Genomic DNA, 1,368 nt, shown 5'->3' with positions numbered 1-1,368 from the left:
CCGACGCATCCTTCAAGGTGATCGTGATGAGTCCCGTGTTCGTGGTCGCAGCCCGGATTGATCCGCCCTTGCGCGCCGTGCTCGCCGCGATGTCGACGACCGTGGCCCCCACTGTCACAACGGTGCCGGACCGATCGGTAAAGGCGACGGGGTAGATGGCGGGGGCCGTGAGGAGTGGATTGGACGGCGAGTACGGCGTGCCACCCCCGTCTACGAGCACATGCGTCGGCGCCACATTGCCGTTCGGCAATGCGATTGCATCCTCGTTGACCGTACCTCCAGTTGCATTCTTGACCGGAAGACTGGTGTTGGAGCCCGCCGTCGTCGCCGATAGAGCGGCCGCAATGAAGGCAAGCGCCAGCGGCGCGCGGAGGCGAGCGAACATCGGCTGCCTCACGCGTTAATGTCGGCGATGATGATCGCCGCAGGCACCACGATCGTCGTCGTCAGTCCGGCCTTGTTAAGCGCGGTCACTTCAGCGGCGATTGCGACTTCAAAGGTCGAGAGTGCTGTTGCGAGCTGCGGCGCCGTCGTCGCCGCGGCCGCGGCCGCTTCAAGAGTCATCAGGATGGCGAGGTTGCCGACGGAGGTCGCGTCCATGGCGAGGACGACGCCGGCAAGCGTCGTGGCCGGCAAGCCTATCGCCGTTGCGAGATTGCCAAACGCGGTCTTGTCGGGATCGGCCGAGGGCACGCCGTTTGCGGCGCGCACCATGTTGGCCGCGCTCTGATAGCCGGCAAGGTGCGTTTCGGTCGCCGCGATCTGGTTGGTGATAGAGTTGCTGGAGGCCCGGGCTGCAGCGGTCAGTGAAGCTGCAAGCTGCGTCTGTGTGGGTGGCACGGCAACGGGAGCCGCGAAGACCGATCCGCTATAGATCCAGCCGACGGCGATGCCGGCCACGTTCGAGACATCTTGTGCCCACAGCGCGGGGATGTCCCTGCCCGGCACGAGCGCTGCATCAAAGCTCTGCAGCTCGCCGACGATGGAGCCTGCGACAAAGGACTCGCAGGTGGTGGACCGCGCCCAGATCTTGGTGGTCATGCGCGTCTTCCTCAGTAGTTGATGTAGATGGCACCAGTGGCACCATTGCCACCGGTCTGAGGCCCGACGCTGGTGCCCGAACCCCAGATGCCGCCGCCGCCTGATCCAGGGGCGCGTCCGTTCGCGGCCGTGCTGGTGTTTGACCCGAGCGTGGAGGTGCGGCCACCGCCGCCCTGGCTCGAGGTTCCGCCAGCACCGCCGGGGACCGTGTTTAAGGAAGACCCGTCGCCGCCGTTGCCGCCGAATTCGTTGATTTGGCCGCCACTTCCGGCCCCGCCAAAGCCGCCTGCCGGGCCGGACGACGAGTTCGTACCGGCAGCGCCGCCT

At 66.4% G+C, this 1,368-nt stretch carries 2 protein-coding genes and 1 pseudogene; all 3 read right to left on the bottom strand.

Annotated features, from left to right (window positions below):
• The coding region (locus GSQ79_RS29065) for a hypothetical protein (RefSeq protein WP_210253137.1) at positions 1 to 385 on the bottom strand (385 nt) is incomplete at its 3' end.
• Positions 386 to 393: 8 nt separating this feature from the next.
• Positions 394 to 1,041, bottom strand: coding sequence for a hypothetical protein (locus GSQ79_RS19045; RefSeq protein WP_158810248.1), 648 nt, complete (start codon positions 1,039 to 1,041; stop codon positions 394 to 396).
• An 11-nt stretch (positions 1,042 to 1,052) separates the two neighbouring features.
• A pseudogene (locus GSQ79_RS19040) lies at positions 1,053 to 1,368 on the bottom strand (hypothetical protein); the annotation flags it as partial.

This window comes from Beijerinckia sp. L45 (assembly GCF_009765775.1).
Taxonomy (GTDB): domain Bacteria; phylum Pseudomonadota; class Alphaproteobacteria; order Rhizobiales; family Beijerinckiaceae; genus RH-AL1.
This window is presented reverse-complemented; position numbering and strand designations above follow the sequence as displayed.

What these genes read in the sequence shown, in the direction of transcription:
- GSQ79_RS19045 (WP_158810248.1), bottom strand. Translation starts at nt 1,041, where the DNA reads ATGACCACCAAGATCTGGGCGCGGTCCACCACCTGCGAGTCCTTTGTC.